This window comes from Streptomyces sp. NPDC053474 (assembly GCF_044544845.1).
Lineage (GTDB): Bacteria > Actinomycetota > Actinomycetes > Streptomycetales > Streptomycetaceae > Streptomyces.
This window is the reverse complement of record NZ_JBITXV010000019.1, coordinates 74,018-90,407: the sequence shown is the minus strand read 5'-3', so window position 1 is coordinate 90,407 and position 16,390 is coordinate 74,018. Positions and strand designations below refer to the sequence as shown.

General features: G+C 73.9%; 10 protein-coding genes. 4 read left to right on the top strand and 6 right to left on the bottom strand.

The genetic code is table 11. The features are described from left to right. Positions 1-142: 142 nt before the first annotated feature. Both ACIG3E_RS34735 and ACIG3E_RS34730 read right to left on the bottom strand, forming a co-directional pair. Positions 143-1,111 (bottom strand): DNA polymerase thumb domain-containing protein, encoded by a 969-nt coding sequence (locus ACIG3E_RS34735; RefSeq protein WP_399623882.1) that lies wholly within the window; start codon positions 1,109-1,111, stop codon positions 143-145. Continuing rightward, positions 1,108-4,569, bottom strand: a complete 3,462-nt coding sequence (locus ACIG3E_RS34730; protein ID WP_399623880.1) for a DNA polymerase III subunit alpha — start codon at positions 4,567-4,569, stop codon at positions 1,108-1,110. The genes ACIG3E_RS34735 and ACIG3E_RS34730 overlap by 4 nt, the downstream gene beginning before the upstream one ends. Positions 4,570-4,729: 160 nt before the next feature. Here ACIG3E_RS34730 and ACIG3E_RS34725 point away from each other — a divergent pair, with 160 nt between their 5' ends. The 3 genes from ACIG3E_RS34725 (at position 4,730) to ACIG3E_RS34715 (ending at position 7,703) form a co-directional block, all read left to right on the top strand. After that, positions 4,730-5,737, top strand: coding sequence for a DUF3533 domain-containing protein (locus ACIG3E_RS34725; RefSeq protein ID WP_399623878.1), 1,008 nt, complete (start codon positions 4,730-4,732; stop codon positions 5,735-5,737). 45 nt (positions 5,738-5,782) lie between these two features. Then, positions 5,783-6,931, top strand: a complete 1,149-nt coding sequence (locus tag ACIG3E_RS34720; protein ID WP_399623876.1) for an AAA family ATPase — start codon at positions 5,783-5,785, stop codon at positions 6,929-6,931. A gap of 337 nt (positions 6,932-7,268) precedes the next feature. Next, positions 7,269-7,703 (top strand): subtilase-type protease inhibitor, encoded by a 435-nt coding sequence (locus ACIG3E_RS34715; protein WP_399623874.1) that lies wholly within the window; start codon positions 7,269-7,271, stop codon positions 7,701-7,703. Between the two features lie 90 nt (positions 7,704-7,793). On the opposite strand, the gene ACIG3E_RS34710 is transcribed toward ACIG3E_RS34715, so the two are convergent. After that, on the bottom strand, positions 7,794-8,897 hold the full coding sequence (locus tag ACIG3E_RS34710; protein ID WP_399623872.1) for a hypothetical protein: 1,104 nt from the start codon (positions 8,895-8,897) through the stop codon (positions 7,794-7,796). Positions 8,898-9,060: 163 nt separating this feature from the next. On the opposite strand from ACIG3E_RS34710, the gene ACIG3E_RS34705 reads away from it, so the two are divergent. Beyond that, the gene (locus tag ACIG3E_RS34705; protein WP_399623870.1) at positions 9,061-11,865 is read left to right on the top strand and encodes a M4 family metallopeptidase; all 2,805 of its coding nucleotides are present in this window, start codon (positions 9,061-9,063) and stop codon (positions 11,863-11,865) included. A 72-nt stretch (positions 11,866-11,937) separates the two neighbouring features. Here the strand turns inward: ACIG3E_RS34705 and ACIG3E_RS34700 are convergent, their stop codons facing one another. The 3 genes from ACIG3E_RS34700 to ACIG3E_RS34690 are packed head-to-tail and all read right to left on the bottom strand — an operon-like array spanning position 11,938 to position 16,379. Then, positions 11,938-13,611, bottom strand: coding sequence for a dipeptide ABC transporter ATP-binding protein (locus ACIG3E_RS34700; protein WP_399623868.1), 1,674 nt, complete (start codon positions 13,609-13,611; stop codon positions 11,938-11,940). Further along, positions 13,608-14,600 carry an ABC transporter permease gene (locus ACIG3E_RS34695; protein ID WP_399623866.1) on the bottom strand — a complete coding sequence of 331 codons (993 nt, stop codon included), beginning with the start codon at positions 14,598-14,600 and terminating at the stop codon, positions 13,608-13,610. Before ACIG3E_RS34695 ends, ACIG3E_RS34700 begins: the two co-directional genes overlap by 4 nt. Positions 14,601-14,603: 3 nt before the next feature. Continuing rightward, complete coding sequence (locus tag ACIG3E_RS34690; RefSeq protein ID WP_399623864.1) at positions 14,604-16,379, bottom strand: ABC transporter substrate-binding protein; 1,776 nt, start codon at positions 16,377-16,379, stop codon at positions 14,604-14,606. Positions 16,380-16,390: the final 11 nt, after the last annotated feature.

Below are 16,390 nucleotides of genomic sequence, written 5' to 3'. Positions count from 1 at the left end.
GGCAGGTGCGACGACCGGCTAACGATCGGCTGTGGCCCGGATCACAGAGTTGACGCGTTCACGCTAAATTACGCGCCGGTAGCAGAAGTGTGAAGTTGCGTGCGGGCACGACTTCCCCGGTGGGCCGCGGCCCCCGGGCGCCCTACGCCGCCAGCGATCCCGGCACGATCGCGGTCGCCCCGAACTTCCGCCGGGCCCGGTCCGCCACCGCCTCGATGCGCCGGGCCCGCTCGTCCGCCGGGTCGAAGGTGAGCTGGTGGGCGGCCTGGTCGGCGGGGCCGAGGCCCTCGGCGCGCAGGGCGATCGCGCGGACCCGGGCCCGTTGCAGACCGAGCGTCTCGTACAGGCCGTACGCCGCCCGCGTCAGCTCCGCCGAGTGCGCGGTCGGCTCCTTCAGGGTGCGGCTGCGCGTGGTCGCGGAGCGGTCGGCGTAGCGAACGGTGAGGGTCAGGGTGCGACAGACCTTGTCGAGGGCGCGCAGCCGGGTGCCCAGCTCCTCGGCGGCCGAGAGCAGGGCGCGGCGGTGCCTGCCGGGGTCGATCTCGTCGTGGGAGAAGGCGCGTTCGGTGGCCAGGGAGCGGGAGACCGCGTTCGGCACCACCCGGCCCCGGTCCACGCCGCCCGCCCGCTCGCGCAGCTCGCGGCCCGCCTTGGCGCCGATCAGGCGCTGGAGCGTGGACAGGGGCGCGGCGGCGACCCGGCCGAGGGTGTCGAGGCCGTACGCGCACAGGGTGCGGGCGGTCGCCGTGCCGACGCCGGGCAGCGCGGCGACGGGCTTCTCGGCGAGGAACTCGGCGGCGGCGCCCGCGGGCACCGCGCACGGCGCGCCGGGCCGGGCGTCGCGCAGCGCGACCCGGGCGAGCATCGGGCCGGGCCCCGCGCCGATCAGGCAGTCGACGCCGTGCAGCGCGAGGGCGCGCACGCGGATCACCGACGCGAGGGCGATGGCGTCGCGCCCGAAGTACCGCTCGGCACCCCGCAGATCGGCGAGGGCCCCGTCCGGCGGCAGCGCCTCGACGACGGGGGTGAACTCCTCCAGGAGCCCGAGCAGGCCCGGCAGGGCCGCCTCGTACATCGGCGGCAGCTGGAAACGTACGCAGAGGATGGTCATCCCGCACTCCCCGGGCTCCGGTGCCACAACTTCCGTCCCGTGGGCGCCCGTTCGCCGGGCGGCTTGAGGTCGGCCCACGGGTGCATCTCGTATCCGGTCTCCATCCGGATGCGGCGGCCGCCTCCGGGCTCGCCGCCCCGGCCCGGCGCCCCGGACGCCGCGGCCGCCGCGCCGCCTTCGGCCAGGCGTGGTGCCACCGCGTCCAGGCCGCCTTCGCGGCGCAGCTCCACCAGGTCCGCGAGGTTCCACGCCGCCGAGCCGACGACGCTGAGGCTGCGCGGGCCGCGCCGCTGCACCACGCCGCGGACGAGGAGCAGCCAGGAGTGGAAGACGGTGTGCGCGCAGGCGGCGTGGGCGTCGTCGAAGAAGGCCAGGTCGACCAGGCCGGTGCCGTCGTCGAGGGTGGTGAAGATGACGCGCTTGCCGGAGCGGATCGGCGGGGTCTGCGTCGCGGCCTTGGCGCCCGCGACCAGGACGGTGTCGCCGTGCCGCGCGGTGCGCAGCCGGCGCGCGGAGGTGACGCCCAGCTCGTCGAGGAAGGCGCGGTGGTCGTCCATCAGGTTCCGCGAGGCGTCCATGGAGAGCACGCCGAGCTCGGCGCTCAGCCGCTCCGCGTCGTCGAGGTCGGGCAGGCCCGCGGGCGCGGTGTCCCGGCCGCCGGTCAGCGGCAGCTGGGGGCCGCTGACACCCCGGGCGCCGCGCTGCAGCTCCGTCAGGTGCAGTTGCAGGTCACGGCGGTTGGCGCCGAAGGCGTCGAGCGCGCCCACCTGGGCGAGCCGTCCGGCGAGCGGGCGGCTCGGCCGGGCCCGCTCCCAGAAGTCGAGCAGCGAGGAGTACGGCTGTCCGGCCGCGATCCGGGCCGCCTCGGCCTCGCTGATGCCGTGCACGTCACAGAGCGCGAGCCGTACGCCCCACACCCCGGATTCGGACTCCAGTTCGATGCGATGGGCGGCCGCGGACCGGTTCACGTCGAGGGGCAGGATGGGCACCCCGCGCCGCCGCGCGTCCGCGAGCAGCAGCCGCTTCGGGTACATCCCCGGGTCGTGCGTGAGCAGGCCCGCGTAGAAGGCCGCCGGGTGGTGGGCCTTCAGCCACGCCGACTGGTACGTGGGCACGGCGAAGGCCACGGCGTGCGCCTTGCAGAAGCCGTAGGAGCCGAAGGCCTCGACGATCTCCCAGGTCCGCCGGACGGTCTCGGCGTCGTACCCCTTCGCGGTCGCCGCCCGCGCGAACCAGTGGCGGATGCGGCCCTGCGACTCGGGGTCGGACAGGCCGCGGCGCACCCGGTCCGCCTCGTCGCGCCCGCAGCCGGTCATGATGTCGACGATGTGGATGACCTGCTCGTGGAAGACGACGACCCCGTACGTCTCCTTCAGCGGCTCCTCCAGGTCGGGGTGCGGATAGCGGACGGGCGCGCGGCCGTGTCTGGCCTCGATGAACGGCCGCACCATGTCGGCGGCGACCGGCCCCGGGCGGAACAGCGAGATGTCCACCACCAGGTCGTGGAAGGTCGCGGGCTGAAGGCGTCCCACCAGGTCCCGCTGGCCCGGCGACTCGATCTGGAAGCAGCCGAGCGTCTCGGCGGAGCGGATGAGCCGGTACGTCGCCGCGTCGCCCTCCGGCACCCGGCGCGGGTCGTCCAGGTCGACCCGCTCCCCCGTGGCCCGCTCGACCTCGGCGACCGCGTGCGCCATCGCCGACTGCATCCGCACGCCGAGCACGTCGAGCTTGAGCAGACCGAGGTCCTCCACGTCCTCCTTGTCGAACTGGGACATGGGCAAGCCCTCGCCGCTGGTGGGCATGACGGGGGTGCGGCGCAGCAGCGAGGCGTCGGAGAGCAGCACGCCGCACGGGTGCATGGCGACGCCGCGCGGCAGCGCGTCGAGGCCCTCGACCAGGTCCCACAGGCGGCCGTGCCGGTCCGCGTCGGCCGCGACGGCCTTCAGCTCGGGCAGCTCCGCCATCGCCGCGCGGGCGTCGCGGGCGCGGATGTGCGGGAAGGCCTTGGCGATCCGGTCGGTCTCCGCGGGGTCCATGGACAGGGCTGCGCCCACGTCGCGGATCGCGTGCCGGACCCGGTACGTCTCCGGCATCGCGACCGTCGCCACCCGCTCCTGGCCGAACCGGCCGAGGATCGCGCGGTAGACCTCCAGGCGGCGCGCGGACTCCACGTCGATGTCGATGTCCGGCAGGACCCGCCGCCGCGTGGACAGGAACCGCTCCATGAGCAGCCCGTGCGCGACCGGGTCGGCGTGCGCGATGCCGAGGAGGTGGTTGACCAGGGACCCGGCGCCGGAGCCGCGCGCGGCCACGCGGATGCCCAGGGCCCGTACGTCGTCGACGACTTGGGCGACGGTCAGGAAGTACGAGGCGTAGCCGTGGTGGGCGATGATGTCCAGCTCGTGGTGCATCCGCTCCCAGTACGCCCGCCGGTCGGCGCGCCGGTCGTAGCCGCGCAGCACCATGCCCGCGGCCGCCCGGGAGGCGAGGACGCGCTGCGCGGTGCGGCGCCCGGCGCCGACGAGGGCGGGCTCGGGGAAGCGCACGGAGCCGATGCCGAGGTCGTCCTGGGGGTCGACCAGGCACTCGGCGGCGGCCGCCGCCGTCTGTTCGAGCAGCCGGTACGCGGCGTCGCGGCGGAACCCGGCGGCCTCGACGATCCGCTCGGCGGCGTCCCGCATGGCGGCCTCGCCCTTCAGCCAGCGCTCGCCGCCGTCGTGCTCCCCGCGCGGGTCGATGGGCACCAGGCGGCGCGCGGCGTCCAGGACGTCGGCGACGGGGCCCTGGCCCGGGTCGGCGTAGCGGACGGCGTTGCTGAGGACGGGGCGCAGCCGCTGCTCGGCGGCGAAGCCGACGGTGCGGGCGGCGAGCCGCAGCGAACCGGGCCCGGTGCCCGAGCGGCCGTGCCACACCGCTTCGAGGCGCAGCGCGTCGCCGTACCGCTCGCGCCAGGGGACGAGCAGCCGGGCCGCGCGGTCGGGGCGCCCGGCGGCGAGCGCCCGGCCGACGCCGGAGGCGGGGCCGAGCAGCACGGTCAGGCCTTCGCCGTGGTTGTCGTCCCAGGGCAGCACGGGCCCGCCGTCGCGGTGGGCGGCGCTGACCAGGCGGCACAGCTCCGCCCAGCCCGTGGCCCCGTCCCGGGCGAGGAAGGTCACCCTCGGGGTCGACTCGTCGATGAAGGCACCGCCGCGCACCGGGGCGCGGCGGCGCGCGCCGCGCTCGCCGTCCTCCCGGGGCGCGGGCGGGTCCACCGCGAGCTCCGTCCCGAACAGCGGCCGCACGCCCGCCTTCTCGCACGCCTTGGCGAAGCGGATCGCGCCCGCGAGGGTGTCCCGGTCGGTGAGCGCGAGCGCGTCCATGCCCCGCTCGGCGGCGCGCTCGGCGAGCCGCTCCGGGTGCGAGGCCCCGTACCGCAGGGAGAACCCGGAGGCGGTGTGCAGATGCGTGAACCCGGGCACACGCACCTCCTGAACCTTCCGCTTCCTGTCCCCCACCTCCACCATAGACCACGTTCGAATATTCGTTCGACCACGCGTGCGGGGCACCCGCGCGGGGCACCCGTCATCCATTCGGCCCGCCCCGCCTGCGCCCGCCGCGGGCGCCTCGGAGCGTGGGGGCATGACCTTCGCCGACGAGTTGAAGAGCGCCGTCACCCCGCGAGCAGCCCTGCTGGTCATCGGCGTCCTGGCGCTGCAGCTGCTGTTCATCGCCTCCTACGTGGGGGCGCTGCACCACCCGAAGCCGACGGACGTGCCCTTCGGAGTCGTCGCGCCGGGCCCCGCGGCCGAGCAGACCAAGGACCGGCTGGCCCGGCTCCCCGGGGATCCGCTCGACCCGCGCGTGGTCAAGGACGAGGCCGCGGCCCGGAAGCAGATCATGGACCGGAAGATCGACGGGGCCCTGGTGGTCGACCCTCAGGGGACGAACGACACCCTCCTGGTCGCCTCCGGCGGCGGCAAGGCGCTCGCCAACGCCCTGGAGATGATCAGTACCAAGGTCGCGGGCGCCGAGAAGCGCACCGTGAAGACCGTGGACGTGGCCCCGGCGTCGGCCCAGGACTTCAACGGCCTGTCGTCCTTCTACCTGGTCGTCGGCTGGTGCGTCGGCGGCTATCTGTGCGCGTCGATCATGTCGATCAGCGCGGGCTCCCGGCCCGCGACCCCGCCGCGCGCGGCGATCAGGCTCGGCGCCATGGCCCTGCTCTCGATCGCGGGCGGCATCGGCGGCGCGGTCATCGTCGGCCCGATCCTGGGCGCCCTGCCCGGCTCGGTCCTGGCCCTGTGGGGCCTCGGCTCGCTGCTCACCTTCGCGGTCGGCGCGATCACCCTCGCCCTGGAGGGGCTCACCGGCGTCGTCGGCATCGGCCTCGCGGTGCTGCTCATCGTGGTCGCGGGCAACCCGAGCGCGGGCGGCGCCTTCCCGCTGCCGATGCTGCCCCCGTTCTGGGAGGCGATCGGCCCCGCGCTGCCCCCGGGCGCGGGCACCTGGGTCGCCCGCTCGATCGCGTACTTCAAGGGCAACGCGGTGACGGGCCCGCTGCTTGTGCTCTCGGCGTGGGCGGTGGCGGGGACGGCGGCCACCCTCGCGGTGGCGAAGCTGCGCGAGAAGCGCCTGCCCGGCGCCTGAGGGCGAAGCCCCCGTGTGTCAGACCCACCTGCGACCCTGAACAGCATGATCCGCACACTCGCCGTGGAGAACTACCGCTCACTCCACAAACTGGTCGTCCCCCTCGGCAGGCTGAACGTCATCACAGGAGCGAACGGCACGGGAAAGTCCAGCCTCTACCGGTCCCTGCGGCTCCTCGCGGACTCCGCCCAGGGCGGCGCGGTAGCCGCGCTCGCCCGCGAGGGCGGCCTCCCCTCCGCCCTGTGGGCGGGCGAGAGGAAGGAAGTGGCCGCCGCCCTGCGGCTGGGATTCGCGGGCGACGAGTTCGGGTACGCGCTGGACTTCGGCATGCCCCAGTCCAACGGGGCACAGCCCGGCGGCGCCCCGTCCATGTTCGCCCTCGACCCGGAGATCAAGCGGGAGTGCACCTGGGCGGGCCCGGTGCTGCGCACCGCCGCGCTGCTCTGCGACCGCGCGGGCCCCGCCGTGCGCACCCGCACCGCCGACGGCGGCTGGCACCGCTCCCAGGGCATCCGCCCGTACGACAGCATGCTGAGCGAGTTCGCGGACCCCCAGCTCGCGCCGGACCTGCTCAGGCTGCGCGAGCTGATCCGCTCCTGGCGGTTCTACGACCACGTCCGCACGGACGCCGGGGCGCCCGCCCGCGCGGCCCGCGTCGGCACCCGCACCCCGGTGCTCGCCCACGACGGGGCAGACCTCGCGGCCGCGCTCCAGACCATCCGCGAGACCGGTGACGACGAGGCCCTGGACGCCGCCGTGGACGCCGCGTTCCCGGGCAGCCGGGTGCGGATCGCCGACAACGGCGGGCGGTTCGAGATCCAGCTCCACCAGCGCGGCCTGCGGCGCCCCCTCGGCCCGGCCGAGCTGTCCGACGGCACCCTGCGCTATCTGCTGTGGACGGCCGCGCTCCTGACGCCCCGGCCGCCCGCGCTGCTGGTCCTGAACGAGCCGGAGACCAGCCTCCACCCCGACCTCCTTCGCCCCCTCGCGGACCTGCTCCTGACGGCCGCCAAGGACACCCAGGTCGTCCTGGTCACCCACGCCCAGGACCTCGCGGACGCGATCGCCGAGGGCGCGCGCCGCCACCGCACGGACGTCAACTCCATAGAGCTGGTGAAGGAGTTGGGCCAGACACAGGTGGCGGGCCGCGCCAGCCTGCTGGACGAGCCGCTCTGGTACTGGCCCAAGCGCTGACCCCGGGCGCACCCGCCGCAGACGCGTTCGAGGTGCGCCCTCCGGCCAATCCCGTCCCCTCCGCGGGGCGCACGGCGCGGCGCAGACCACCCATGCGCAGCCATGCGCCCTACTTTGCGACGATCGGGAGATTTCCCCCCAATGCCCACTCCCCGCCGGTCACAGGGGTGTCGGACCTCCCGGCGCGCCCGTCGGAGCACATCACTTCACGCCACTACCCTCAGTTCTCAACCAACGACTGAAAGTCAGCGTCCGATGTGCTTTCCGTGACGCCCTAAGCAAGACTCGCTTCCGGTTCCGTTCGTTATCCGGGAAATCAAGCAAGGGAGTGTTCGAAATGCGGTACATCACTGGGGGGATCGCGCTGGGCGCCGCCCTCGCGCTCGGCGGTCTGACCACGGCGGCCACGGCCGGTCCCGCGCCCGAGCCCACCCGGGTCCAGGGTTACGCGCCCTCCGAGCTGGTGCTCACCATCGGCTACGGCGAGAAGGCCGAGACCGCGGACATCCAGCGTGCCGTGACGCTCGGCTGCTCCTCCGGCGGCGTCGGCAGCCACCCCGACGCGGCCGCCGCGTGCGACCAGCTGCGCTCGGTGGGCGGCAAGTTCGACGCCATCACCAAGAAGTCGTCGTCGCGCCCCTGCACCAAGGAGTGGAACCCGATCGTCGTCACCGCCCAGGGCGTGTGGGAGGGCCGCCGGGTCTCGTACGCGCACACCTTCGCCAACCCCTGTGCGCTGAAGATCGGCCAGGGGCGGGTCTTCTCCTTCTGAGGCCCGCGAGGCTTCGCCGCTCGCGGCCCGTGCACCCTCCGAAGCCCCGTCACGCCGGGACGAGTTCCCCGCGCGGCGGGGCTCATGCCGTCACGGGCCCGCGAGCCAGCCCCGCAGCGCCGCCTGGGCGCCCGCCTGGAAGCGGGTGTCCGCGTCCAGTTCGTCGAGCAGTCGGCTGATGCGGCGGCGCGCGGTGTGCACATGGACACCGAGGCGGCGGGCGATCGCCTCGTCCTTGAGGCCCCCGGCGAGCAGCCGGAGCAGGTCGCGGTGTTCCTCGGGCGGGCGCCGCGCACCGCCGCCGAGCGGCAGGGACCGCTCCCAGAGCGCCTCGAAGAGCGGCCCGAAGACCTGCCGGGGCAGCGTGCCGCGCACCACCACGGCGGCCCCCTCCCCCGCGTCCCCCGTGGCGTCCCCGGCGGGCAGCAGCAGCGCGGCGCGGCCGTCCACGGCGATGAGCCCGGTGGGCAGGTGTGCCGCCGTCCGCACCTCAAGGCCCCGCTCCAGGAGCGGGGAGAGCGGCCTGAGCAGGCCGGGCGGGGCAGCGCCTGCGCGGGCCAGGACCGCGCGCACCGCCACCCCGCGCTCCAGGAGCGCCGCGACGCCCGCGCCGGGGAGCACGCCGTCCGTCGCCCGGGAGCCGGTGGCCGGGGCGGTGTCCCCCGCCGCCCAGAAGTCCAGGCCCGGCGGCCGGTCCAGGATCAGCACCTGTCGCTCGGCGTGGGCCAGCAGGTGGTCGACGCGGCGCCGGACCGCGGCCGCTCCCCTGACCGTCTCGACCGCCGCGCCGACCCCGGGGGCGGCGGCCGGGTCCGGCTCCAGGTGCTCGGCGATCTCGTCGGCCTCCCGCCTGAGGCGCTCCAACTCCGCTGCCCGGTAGCGCAGTTCCGCCTGTCTTCGGCGGATCAGGGCGCGCACCGCGGGCGCGGGCGGCACCGGGCGCGGCAGCGCGGCCCGCGGCCGCCCCGCGCCGGGCGCGGCGTCCGGCTCCGGCAGGGTGAAGCCGTGCTCCCGCAGCCGCGCGAGGGACCGCTCCAACTCGCCCCGGGTGATCCCCAGTTCCCGCCGCAGCTGCTCCGCGTCCAGGGCCGCCGCGGCCCGGCGCCGCAGCAGCGCCCCGTACACCCGCTCGTCCGACTCCCCCAGGCCCAGGTCGCGCAGCGCGCTTCCCTTGTCGCTCCCCACCATGGTCATGACCGGAAGTCTCACGCCGCCCCTGGGTGCACACAAGTGTGCGGACCCACTTGTGACCCGTAGTTATTCCTTGATCAACACTCGGGCAACGACTTGCATGGCTCACGCACGTACATGACGTGCGCTCTGTTGACGTGCGCCTTTTCGGCGTGTGGAGGGGAACATGAGCAAGTCACGCAGACGGGCCCGCATATCCGGCGGCGCCGCGCTGCTCGGCGCGGCGGCGCTGCTCGCGTCCGGCGTTCCGGCGGCGCAGGCCGCCGACGAGACGCCCCAGGGACCGGCCGCCGAGGTCGTCCCGGGCACCGGCACCAGGACCCCGGCCCTGGTGGACGGGATCGAGGAGGCCGCCAAGGACTCGGGCAACCCGGCCGCCGCGGCCCGCGACCACCTCGCGGCCAAGCAGGACCGGTACGAGATCGCCGACCCGGCACGGGACCTGACGGCCGAGCAGACGCTGAGGCAGGGCGCCGGGGAAACGGTCCGCTTCCAGCAGAAGTACCACGGCCTGCCGGTCCTCGGCGGCCAGTACCTGGTGCGGATGGAGAAGAAGGACGGCGACCGGGTCGTCACCGGCACCTCCGGCAAGTACTTCACGGGCCTGGCCGTGGGGACGAAGGCGCGGGTCGCGGAGAGGACGGCGGTCGCGCGGGCCGTCGCGGCGACCGCCGCCGGTGACGGCCGCACGGGCAGCCTGACCAAGCTGGCCCCCAAGTCGGCCGACGCCAAGGCGAACGCCAAGGCCAGGAAGCGCAGCGCCCAGAGCGGCACCCCGCTCTCCGGCTCCTCGCACGGCCTGGTCGTGCTGCCCCAGGGCAAGGGCGTCCTGACGTACCACGTCACCGTCACCGGCACCGACCCCGTGAGCGGCGCGCCGGTCAAGCAGGAGGTGTACGTCGACGCCGCCTCCGGCTTCCCGGTGCTCCAGTACTCGGGCATCCAGTCCATAGCCGACGACGCCGACTTCCCCGGCACGACGGGCAGCGGCGTCAAGCTGGACGGCGAGAAGGTCGACCTCGACCTCACCCACGACGCGGCGTCGGACGCGTACCAGCTGCGTGACTACCGCCACCAGTGGGACGGCAGCAAGAACGCGCTGACCACCTGGGACGCGCGCGGCGTCGACGCCAACGACGCGTCCGGCAGGTGGCCGGACGGCATCGCCGAAGTCGCCTCCACGACCAAGGAGTTCGGCAAGGACGCCACCGAGTCGGGGGCCGTGGACGCGCACTGGGCGGCCGGGCAGGTCTACGACTACTACAAGAAGAAGCACGGCCGCGACAGCCTCGACGGCAAGGGCATGGCCATCAACTCCCTGGTGGGCGTGACGGACGGCGGGTTCCCGTTCGTCAACGCCTTCTGGGACGGCCAGAAGATGGTGTACGGCGGCGGCGACGAGGAGACCAAGACCCTCTCCGCCGACCTGGACGTGGTGGGCCACGAGATGACGCACGGCGTCGTCGAGCACACCGCGGGCCTCGTCTACGTCGGCCAGTCCGGCGCCCTGAACGAGGCGGTCGCCGACTACTTCGGCAACGCCATCGACGTGACCGCGTCCAAGACCCCGATGAGCGACCCGAAGGCCGCCCTCATCGGTGAGGACCTGTGCCGCACCAAGGCGCCCGAGGCCTGCGCGTTCCGCAACCTGAACGACGGGCGGACCACCGCCAAGGACTTCCTCGGCGTCACCATCGGCACCGACAGCGGCGGTGTGCACCTCAACTCGACGATCTTCTCGGGCGCCCTGTGGGACATCCGCGAGGACCTCGGCGGCACCCTGGCCGACCGGATCGTCTACAAGGCCCTCGCCGAGTACCTGACGCCCCTCGACGGCTACACCGACGCCCGCAACGCGGTGGTCGCCGCGGCCAAGGCGCTCGGCGTCAAGGGCACGAAGCTGCGGTCCGTGAACCGGGCCTTCGACGCGCACGGCATCACCAAGGGCTGGGAGAAGGCCATCGGCGCCGACTCCGACAAGCTCCTCGGCGACGTGAACGCCACCCGCGTCGGCGGCCGCCTGCCGAACACCGGCGCGGGCGCGGGCGGCGGCTGGTGGGCCGCGTCGAAGTCCGACGACGAGGGCCAGGAGGCCTTCTCCGTCTGGGCGGGCCGCACCGACGGCAAGGGCGCGAAGAAGCTGATCAGCCCCAACGACGGGCGCTACCACGTCTACCCGGACACCGACGGCAGGACCGTGGCGTGGGTGGCGTACGGCCCCACCAGCGTCGAGGTGCTGTCCCGGCCGCTGACCGGCGGCCCGGTGAAGAAGCTGTGGTCGGCGGGCACCACCGTCGCCAACGTGCACGTCTCGGGCCAGACCGTGACCTGGCAGGAGTCCAGCCCGCACGGCCAGCAGCGGGTCGCGTACCTGCGCAAGGGCGAGCGCGAGCCGGTGTTCGTGGACGGCGGCCGCTACGACGTGGCCACCGCGCTGCCCACCCTCAGCGGCGACAAGCTCGGCTACGCGAAGGTGTACGTCGACAAGGACGGGCAGCAGCAGATCTCCACCGAGATCACGGACGTGCGCAGCGGCCAGCAGACCCTGGTCCCGGCCAAGGGCGCCTACCTCGGCATCGCGACCCCCGCGATCAACGGAAAGTACCTGTACTGGCTGGTCGACGACATCGCCGACGACAACCGCATGGGCCTGCGCCGCGCCAACCTGGACGGCACCGGCCTGACGGACGTCATCCCCGAGAGCTCGGCCACCGCGTACTTCTGGAACGTGGACGCCTCGGACTCCGCGGTGACCCTCACCCAGTGGAAGCCGCAGCGCGGCTGGAGCAACGGCAACCTCACCAAGCTCGTCCAGACCGACCTGGACGGCAAGGGCCTGAAGCGGGTCTCCTGCAACCGCGGTGAGCAGACCGGCCACGCGGCCGACACCGGCAGGCGCGTGGTGTGGATCGACGGCACCACGGGCCACACGGACCTGGTGACCCGGGCCCGCCCGGCGGGCACCTGCTGATCCCGGTACGCGAAACGGCGGTGCCCCGCTCCCCTCGTGAAGGGGGCGGGGCACCGCCTTGGGACGGCCCGGTCAGACCACGGCGGCCAGCAGTTCGCGGGTGTACGCGGCGCTCGGCGCGTCGAAGACCTCGTCACGGGTACCGGTCTCGACGAGCTCCCCGTGCCGCATGACCGCGACCCGGTCGCAGAAGTGCCGGACGACGGCCAGGTCGTGCGAGACGAACAGGAGCGAGAGGCCGAGCTCGTCGCGCAGGTCCATCAGCAGGTTCAGGACCTGCGCCTGCACGGACACATCCAGCGCGGAGACCGGCTCGTCCGCGATGATCAGCCGGGGGCGCAGCGCGAGCGCGCGGGCGATGCCGATGCGCTGGCGCTGGCCGCCGGAGAACTCGTGCGGGTAGCGGTCCAGGTGGTCGGCGGACAGGCCGACCTGTGCGAGGAGCTGCGCGGCGCGCTCGCGGCGCTCGGCCGCGTCCGCCCGGGTGTGCACCCGCAGGGGCGTGGTGACGATCTCCTGGACGGTGCGCCGCGGGTTCAGCGAGGCGTACGGGTCCTGGAAGACGAGCTGCACCTCGCGGCTGAGCTCGCGGCGCAGCGCGGCGGACCCGGCGGCGCCGGAGATGTCACGGCCGTGGAAGCGGACCTCGCCCGAGGTGGGCCGCTGGAGTCCGGCGAGCACCCGGGCCGTGGTGGACTTGCCCGATCCGGACTCGCCGACCAGGCCGAGGGTCTCGCCCTCGCGCACCTGGAGGCTGATGCCGCGCACCGCGCGGGCGGGCTCGCGGCGCCGCCCGAGCAGGGTGCGGCCGCCGCCGAACTCCACGCGCAGGTCCACGACTTCGGCGAGGGGCCGCTCGGGGGGTGCCACCAGCGCCCGGGCCGCCGTGCGCGGCCCCGGGTCCGGCTCGTCGACCGTCGGAAGGCGGGTGCCGGGGACGGTGCTGAGCGTGGGGGCCGCGCCGATCAGGGCGCGGGTGTAGGGGTGTTCGGGGGCGGTGAGCACGCGCTCGGTCGGCCCCAGCTCCAGCTGCTGGCTGTGGCGCATGACGAGGACGCGGTCGGTGGCGTGCGCGACGACGCCCACGTCGTGGGTGACCAGGACGACGGCTGTGCCGTGCTCGTGCCGCAGCTCGTCGAGCAAGTCGAGGACCTGGCGCTGCACCCGGGCGTCGAGCGCCGTCGTGGGCTCGTCCGCGATCAGTACGTCGGGGCTGTTGATCAGCGCCATCGCGATCATCACGCGCTGGCGCATGCCGCCGGAGAACTGGTGCGGGTAGTCCCGGGAGCGGGCGGCGGCGATGCCCACCCGCTCCAGCATGTCGACGGCCCGGTCCCGGGCCTCCGCGCGGGACGCGCCCCGGTGGTGGATCCGGTAGGCCTCGGCGAGCTGGGCGCCCACCGCGTGGAAGGGGGACAGGGCGGCGAGGGCGTCCTGGAACACCATCGCCACCGCCCGGCCGCGCAGCGCGCGCAGCTCGGCGTCGGACGCGCCGACGACCTCCGTGCCGCCCGCCTCGATGCTGCCGGTGATCCGGGTCCGCGCCGGGTCGTGCAGACCCATCGCGGCCAGGCCCACGGTGGACTTGCCCGATCCTGACTCCCCCACCAGGCCGAGCACCTCGCCGCGCGCCAGGTCGAAGGTGACGCCCTCGGCGGCGGTGACGGCGCCGCGCGGCCCGGTGAACGTCACGCTCAGATCGCGTACGCGCAGCGCGGGAGCGGTCGCCGGAACAGGAGCGGTCATGCGAGCCTCACCCTCGGATCGAGCCACGCGACCACGAGGTCGGCGACGGCGACGAACACCACGACGAAGAACGCGGCGAGCAGCACGGTGCCCACGACGGTCGGCAGGTCGTTCTGGACGACCGCGTCCACGGCGAGCTTGCCGACGCCGCTGAGCCCGAAGACCGTCTCGGTGATGAACGCGCCGCCGAGCAGCGCGCCCACCTCCAGGCCGAGGAGCTGCACCAGGGGTGCCGCGGCCCCGCGCGCGGTGTACTTGAGATGGGCGCGCAGCGGGCTGAGGCCCTTGGCGCGCGCGGTGCGCACGTACCCCTCGTGCATGACCTCCAGCATCTGGGCGCGGGAGAGCCGGGCGAAGACGGCCGCGTTGACGAAGCCGAGGACGAGCCAGGGCAGCAGCAGGCCCGCGAGCCAGGCGCCGGGGTCCTCGCCGGGCGGGGTGTAGCCGGGCAGCGCGAACCAGCCGGTCTGGTAGACGAGCAGGTACTGGAGCGCGTAGCCGAGGAAATAGATCTGCACGCTGGCGCCGACCAGGGTGAAGGCGGACAGGACCCGGTCGCTGAGGCGGCCGCGGCGCAGCGCGGACACGAAGCCCGCGCCGACGCCGACGACGAGGATGACGGCGAGCGCGCCCGCCGCGAGCGAGAGCGTGACCGGGAAGCGGCTGGTGATGGCCGCGCGGACGGGCTCGTGCAGGGCGTAGGAGTAACCGAGGCACGGCGCGTCGCAGGCGATCGGGGTGCCGTCGACGTCCGCGATGGTGCGGCCCGCGAACAGGCCGCGCACGTAGTCGGCGTACTGCGCGAGAACCGGCTGGTCCAGGCCCATGGACGCGCGCACCGCCGCGACCTGGGAGGCGTCGCACTTGGGGCCGCAGGCGATGACGGCGGGGTCGGACGGCGCCGCGTAGAACAGCGCGAAGGCGGTCGCGGAGATCGCGAGGAGCACCACGACCGCCGTCAGCGCCCGTCTCAGGACGTAGGTGAGCATGGGTCAGGACTTCTTCAGGTACAGCCAGGCGGGGCTGATGGTGCCGTAGATCGGGTGGATGAAGGCGCCGCCGACACGGGCGCCGCGGACCTGCTGGACGCGCTGGTGCAGGAACGGCACGACCGGCACGTCCTTCATGATCGTGTTCTTCTCCAGAGCGATGAGCGCCTTGGCCTTCTTCGTCGCGTCGGTGATCTTCGCGATGCGGTCGAGCTCCTTGTCGACGGCCGGGTTCTTGTACCGCGGGTCGTTGTCGAGGGAGTCACGACGGCTGTCGAAGCGGTAGGGCACGCCGGTGGCCGGGGTCGGCCAGTCCACGGAGGAGCCGGACATCCACAGGTCGTACTTGGGGTCGGCGCCGCGCAGCACCTCGTTGGTGTACGCGGGCAGCGGCAGCGGCTTGGTGACGAGCTCGATGCCCGCCTTGGCGAAGGCGTCGACGAGGACCTGCGCCATGCGGTCGTTGACGGCGTTCGACTCGTAGGCGTACGACAGGCGCTTGACCTTCTTCTTGGCCTTGGCCAGGTGCTGCTTGGCCTTCTCGATGTCGCCCGTGGGCTTGACCGGGTAGGTGTCGTAGCTCTCCCAGCCGACGATGGCGGGCGAGGAGTAGGTGGTGGCGATGTCGCCGACGCGGGGGCCGCCGAGCGCCTGGCGGGCCTGCTGGCGCGGGAAGAGGTAGTGGATGGCCTTGCGGACCTCGGGGTCGGCGACGCGGTCGTTGCGGACGACCAGGTGGTACGTGAAGGCGCCGCGCCGCCCGTCGACGATCAGGCCCTTCTTCTTCGGGTCGCGCTCGGCCTCGCCGATGAGCTCGGGCGGGAACTCGTTCTTGGTGGTGACGGTGTCGGCGCCGTCGCCGCGCCCGTTGAGGATCTCCTGGGCGGTGTTGAGCTCCTTCTTCTCGAAGGTGAACTCGAACTTGTCGGCGTACTGGTGGCGGATCGGGTCGGTCTCCGCCTTCCAGTGCGGGTTCTTCTCCAGGGTCAGCGACTGGTTCTGCCGGTGGGAGACGATCCGGTAGGGGCCGGTCGCGAACGGCTTGAGGTCGTAGCGCGTGCCGGTGTCCTTGTCGGGGCGCACCGGCGACGAGGAGGACTGGGCGGCCATGAACGGCACGTCGGACTGCGCCTTGTGGAAGCGGAAGACGATCGTCTTGGCGTCGGGCGTCTCGATGCGGTCGAAGTCGCCGTCCTTCTTGGGGCCGCCGTAGACCTTGCGCGCCTGGGCGAGGTCGGACTTGCCGGTGAGCCACTGCGGCCAGTAGGGCGGGCCGACCTCGAAGCCGGGCGCGAAGGTGCGCTCGATGCCGTACTTGACGTGCTTCGAGGTGATCGGCTTGCCGTCCTCCCAGGCGATGCCGTCCTTGAGCTGGTACGTCCAGGTGCGGCCGCCGTCGGAGGCCTTGCCGATGTCGGTGGCGAGGTCGCCGACGAGCTTGGGCTTGCCGTCGATCACCTGGTACTGGGTGAGCTGGCGGCCCCACAGGAGCGAGGTGTTGTACGCCTCGCCCGCGTAGATCTTGGCCGGGTCCAGGTGAGAGTAGTCGCGCAGGTTGGCGACGCGGATGGTGCCGCCCTGGTGCGCGCCCTCGACGGCGGGCGCCGGGCCGGTGCTGTCCTTGGCGCTGCCCACCCCGGCGACCAGGTCGGCCTCCTCGCGGGGCGCGGCCGCGTCGCTCTTGGACCCCGCCCCGGCCGAGCAGGAGCACAGCACGAGCAGGGCGGAAGCGGCGGCGACGACGGGGACGGCCACGGTGCGCGAGGTGATCCTGGGCATGGTGAACTCCA

Coding starts and splice junctions, on each gene's coding strand:
- ACIG3E_RS34735 (WP_399623882.1), bottom strand. CDS start 1,111: ATGACCATCCTCTGCGTACGTTTCCAGCTGCCGCCGATGTACGAGGCG.
- ACIG3E_RS34725 (WP_399623878.1), top strand. CDS start 4,730: ATGACCTTCGCCGACGAGTTGAAGAGCGCCGTCACCCCGCGAGCAGCC.
- ACIG3E_RS34720 (WP_399623876.1), top strand. CDS start 5,783: ATGATCCGCACACTCGCCGTGGAGAACTACCGCTCACTCCACAAACTG.
- ACIG3E_RS34715 (WP_399623874.1), top strand. CDS start 7,269: ATGCGGTACATCACTGGGGGGATCGCGCTGGGCGCCGCCCTCGCGCTC.
- ACIG3E_RS34710 (WP_399623872.1), bottom strand. CDS start 8,897: ATGACCATGGTGGGGAGCGACAAGGGAAGCGCGCTGCGCGACCTGGGC.
- ACIG3E_RS34705 (WP_399623870.1), top strand. CDS start 9,061: ATGAGCAAGTCACGCAGACGGGCCCGCATATCCGGCGGCGCCGCGCTG.
- ACIG3E_RS34700 (WP_399623868.1), bottom strand. CDS start 13,611: ATGACCGCTCCTGTTCCGGCGACCGCTCCCGCGCTGCGCGTACGCGAT.
- ACIG3E_RS34695 (WP_399623866.1), bottom strand. CDS start 14,600: ATGCTCACCTACGTCCTGAGACGGGCGCTGACGGCGGTCGTGGTGCTC.
- ACIG3E_RS34690 (WP_399623864.1), bottom strand. CDS start 16,379: ATGCCCAGGATCACCTCGCGCACCGTGGCCGTCCCCGTCGTCGCCGCC.